General features: G+C 74.7%; 4 protein-coding genes. 3 read left to right on the top strand and 1 reads right to left on the bottom strand.

Annotated features, from left to right (window positions below; translation table 11 throughout):
* The first annotated feature begins 1 nt into the window (after window position 1).
* Window positions 2-2,011 (top strand): DNA gyrase/topoisomerase IV subunit B, encoded by a 2,010-nt coding sequence (locus DVA66_RS17820; RefSeq protein WP_232822047.1) that lies wholly within the window; start codon window positions 2-4, stop codon window positions 2,009-2,011.
* Between the two features lie 137 nt (window positions 2,012-2,148).
* On the opposite strand, the gene DVA66_RS17815 is transcribed toward DVA66_RS17820, so the two are convergent.
* The gene (locus tag DVA66_RS17815; protein WP_114561251.1) at window positions 2,149-2,658 is read right to left on the bottom strand and encodes a beta-class carbonic anhydrase; all 510 of its coding nucleotides are present in this window, start codon (window positions 2,656-2,658) and stop codon (window positions 2,149-2,151) included.
* Between the two features lie 129 nt (window positions 2,659-2,787).
* Here DVA66_RS17815 and DVA66_RS17810 point away from each other — a divergent pair, with 129 nt between their 5' ends.
* Both DVA66_RS17810 and DVA66_RS17805 read left to right on the top strand, forming a co-directional pair.
* Window positions 2,788-3,561 (top strand): copper homeostasis protein CutC, encoded by a 774-nt coding sequence (locus DVA66_RS17810; RefSeq protein ID WP_114561250.1) that lies wholly within the window; start codon window positions 2,788-2,790, stop codon window positions 3,559-3,561.
* On the top strand, window positions 3,558-4,134 hold a 577-nt coding region (locus DVA66_RS17805; RefSeq protein ID WP_157974098.1), incomplete at its 3' end, for an ROK family protein. The genes DVA66_RS17810 and DVA66_RS17805, both read left to right, overlap by 4 nt.

Genomic DNA, 4,134 nt, shown 5'->3' with positions numbered 1-4,134 from the left:
CCTGGAGGCGGTGCGCAAGCGCCCGGCGATGTACATCGGCTCCACCGACACCCGCGGGCTGATGCACTGCGTGTGGGAGGTCATCGACAACGCCGTGGACGAGGCGCTCGCCGGCCACGGCACCTCGATCGAGGTCACCCTCGGCGCCGACGGGTCGGTGCTGGTGGTCGACCACGCCCGCGGCATCCCCGTCGACCAGGAGCCCCGGACCGGGCTGAGCGGGGTCGAGGTCGTCTTCACCAAGCTGCACGCGGGCGGCAAGTTCGGAGCAGGCTCCTACAACGCCGCCGGCGGTCTGCACGGGGTCGGCGCCTCGGTGGTCAACGCCCTGTCGTCCCGGCTGGACGTCGAGGTGGACCGCGACTCCGCGACCTGGTCGATGTCGTTCCGGCGCGGCGTGCCCGGCACCTTCGACGGCCCCGGCCCGGACGCCCCGTTCACACCCGGCGGCGGGCTGCGCCGAACCGGCAAGGTGCGTAAGGGCGTCAGCGGCACCCGCATCCGCTACTGGCCCGACCGCCAGATCTTCGCCCCCGAGGCCGACCTGGACGCCGCCCTGCTGGGTGACCGGGCCCGCCAGACCAGCTTCCTGGTGCCCGGCCTGGCGCTGACCATCACCGACGAGCGCGGCCCGGAGACCACGGTGGAGGAGCACCGCCACGACGGCGGCATCGCCGAGTTCTGCGAGTACCTCGCCACCGACCCCTCCGTCACCGACGTGCTGCGGCTGCAGGGCTCCGACACCTTCACCGAGACGGTGCCGATGCTCGACGAGGCCACCGGCGCGCTCAGCCCCACCGACGTCGAGCGCACCCTCGACGTCGACGTCGCGCTGCGCTGGGGCACCGGCTACGACACCACCGTGCGCTCCTTCGTCAACATCATCGCCACCCCCAAGGGCGGCACCCACCTCACCGGGTTCGAGCGTGCCCTCACCCGCTCGGTGGCCAAGGTGCTGGAGGGCACCCGGCTGCTCAAGGCGGGGGAGGAGGTGACCAAGGAGGACACCATGGAGGGGCTGACCGCCGTGGTCACCGTCCGGCTGGACGAGCCGCAGTTCGAGGGCCAGACCAAGGAGGTGCTGGGCACCCCGGCGGCCAGCCGGCTGGTGACCCGGATCGTGGAGGAGGAGCTCAAGGGCTTCCTCACCTCCACCCGGCGCGAGGAGAAGGCCCAGGCCCGCGCCGTGCTGGAGAAGGTGGTCTCGGCCTCCCGCGCCCGGGTGCAGGCCCGCGCCACCCGCGAGGCGCAGCGTCGCAAGAACGCGCTGGAGTCCTCCAGCCTGCCGGCGGCGCTGGCCGACTGCCGCAGCACCGACACCGAGCGCAGCGAGCTGTTCATCGTCGAGGGTGAGTCGGCGATGGGCACCGCCAAGCTGGCCCGCAGCTCGGAGTTCCAGGCCCTGCTGCCGATCCGCGGCAAGATCCTCAACGTCCAGCGCGCCTCGGTCGGGGACATGCTGAAGAACAAGGAGTGCGCCCAGATCATCCAGGTGGTCGGCGCCGGGACGGGTCGCAGCTTCGACCTCGACGCCGCCCGCTACGGCAAGATCATCTTCATGGCCGACGCCGACTCCGACGGCGCCCACATCCGCTGCCTGCTGGCCACCCTGTTCTTCCGCTACATGCGCCCGCTGGTCGACGCCGGACGCGTGTTCACGGCCGTCCCGCCGCTGCACCGCTTCGAGCTGACCAACCCGCGCAAGGGCCAGGAGCGCTACATCTACACCTACTCCGACGCGGAGTACCAGCGGAAGGCCGCCGAGCTCACCAAGAAGGGGATCCGCTTCGCCGAGCCGCAGCGCTACAAGGGCCTGGGCGAGATGGACGCCGACCAGCTGGCCGAGACCACGATGAACCCCCGGCACCGGGCGCTGCGCCGGATCACGGTGGACGACGCCGCCGCGGCCGAGCGGGTCTTCGAGGTGCTGATGGGAGACGAGGTCGCCCCCCGCAAGGAGTTCATCGTCGAGGGCGCCTACCAGCTGGACGCGGAACGCATCGACGCCTGACGGCGGGCGCGCACCGACACCTGACGGTGGTCCGGCGAGGGCCCGAAGGCCCTCGCCGGCACGCACGAGTGTGCCGTACCAGAGCGGGATCGCACCCGTGCACCGGCTGAGAAGATGCTGTGGCTGCGAGCCGGAGGTCAGCCGACCCGGGTGAGCAGCCCGCTGTCGACGTCGAGCAGGAACCCGCCGACGCTGGCCCGCCCGCCGACCAGCGGGTGCTCACGCAGCGTGGCCAGGTCGTCGGCCAGCCGGGCGTCCTGGTCGGGGTCGGCGCCGATCGCGAGGTCGGAGGCGTCCAGACCGCTGGCCTCGGTGATCCGGGTCCGCAGGTCGCCGTCGGTGCCGCTGGCCATCGCGCATCGGGTGTGCGGGACCACGAGGATCCGGGTCACCCCGAGCAGGTGGACGCCCAGGACGCAGCCGACCAGGGCGTCGGGGGTCAGCCGGCCGCCCGGGGTGCGGATCACCTTGGCGTCGCCGCGCTCCAGCCCCAGCATCGGCAGCGGGTCGATCCGGGAGTCCATGCAGGTGACCACGGCCACGCCGGCGCGGGCCACGCCCTCCAGCGGGGTGTCGTCCTGCCGCTCGGCGTAGGCCCGGTTGGCCTCGAGCAGGTCGTCGAAGGTGTCCTCTCCCGGTGCAGCCATGGCGGTCACCGTAGCCGGTCCGTCGCGGGTGCCGGCACGTCGTCGCAGGGCGGACACCAGCCGTGCCAGACTTCCGGGCGTCCCGCGGCCCGCCGACCCGGTGGGCCGGCGCCGAGCCGGAGGAGCACGATGACGACGACCGCGAGCCTGGTCCCCGACGTCCCGGACGCCGAGCGCGTGACCGCGGTCGAGCTCGCCGTGCAGGACCCGGCCGGGATCGCGGTGGCCGCCGCGGTCGGCGCGGACCGGCTCGAGCTGTGCACGGCGCTGGCCCTCGGCGGGATGACGCCCTCGGCCGGGCTGGTGGAGACCGCGGTCGCCTCCGGGGTGGCGACCCACGTCCTCGTCCGCCCCCGCGGCGGGGCCTTCGACTACACCGCCGAGGAGCTGCGGCTGGTCCGTGCCGATGTCCGCTGGGCGGTCGCGGCAGGAGCCGCCGGGGTGGTCGTCGGCGGGCTCCGCGCCGGCGCGGTCGACACCGAGCTGGTCCGTTCGGTGGTGGAGTGCGCCGGCGGCGCCGAGGTGACCTTCCACCGGGCCTTCGACGTGCTGGCCGACCCCGACGCCGCGCTGGAGGAGCTGGCCGGGCTGGGCGTGCACCGGGTGCTGACCTCGGCCGGCGCCGCCCGCGCCGCCGACGCGCTGCCCGGGCTGGAGCGGTTGGTGCGCCGCTCGGGCGGACGGGTCCAGGTGATGGCCGGCGGCGGCGTCGACCCGTCCAACGCCGCCCGGGTGGCCGCCACCGGGGTGGCCGCGGTGCACGCCTCGGCCAAGCGGACCGTCCGGGTGGACGTCGCGGTGCCGCTCGGCTCCGCCGCACCCGCGGGGGAGACCGGCTACGACGTCACCGACGAGGCGCTGGCCCGCGGGATCGTCGCCGCCGTGCGGGGGGAGCGCGGGTGAACCTGCTGGGCATCGACCACGGCGGCACCGCCACCAAGCTGCTGCTGGTCGACGGCGACGCCGTGGTCGACCGGGCCACGATCGCGACCGGCTCCTTCGCCGACCTCGACAAGCTCGCCGACGGCCTGCTCGCCTTCCTGGCCGGACGTCCGGTGGACCGGTTCGGGCTCACCGTCGCGGGCACCCTCGACCCGGTCACCCAGGTGGTGCTGAGCAGCGCGAACCTGCGCTGGCTGGACGGGCTGGCGCCGGCGGCGCTGCTGGCCGAGCGGCTCGGCGTCCCCGGGACGGCCGTCCAGGACGGGGCGGCGGCCGCTGCGGCGGAAGCCCGGCTGGGCGCCGGTCGGGGCGCGGAGGACGTCTTCGTGGTGGCGCTCGGCACCGGGATCGCCGGGGCGCACGTGGTGAACGGGCAGGTGCGGGCCGGGGCTGCCGGCGGGGCCGGGGAGATCGGGCACCTGGTGGTCACCGACGGGCCGCTGTGCAGCTGCCGCCAGCGCGGGTGCCTGGAGACCGCGATCGGTGGGGTCCAACTGGGGGCCCGGTGGCTGGAGGCCGGCGGCGTCTGGTCCG

Origin of the sequence: Desertihabitans aurantiacus (assembly GCF_003344635.1) — a bacterium.
GTDB classification, from domain to species: Bacteria; Actinomycetota; Actinomycetes; order Propionibacteriales; family Propionibacteriaceae; genus Desertihabitans; species Desertihabitans aurantiacus.
Note: the sequence above shows the minus strand (reverse complement) of the source record. Positions and strands in the feature narration are given on the sequence as shown.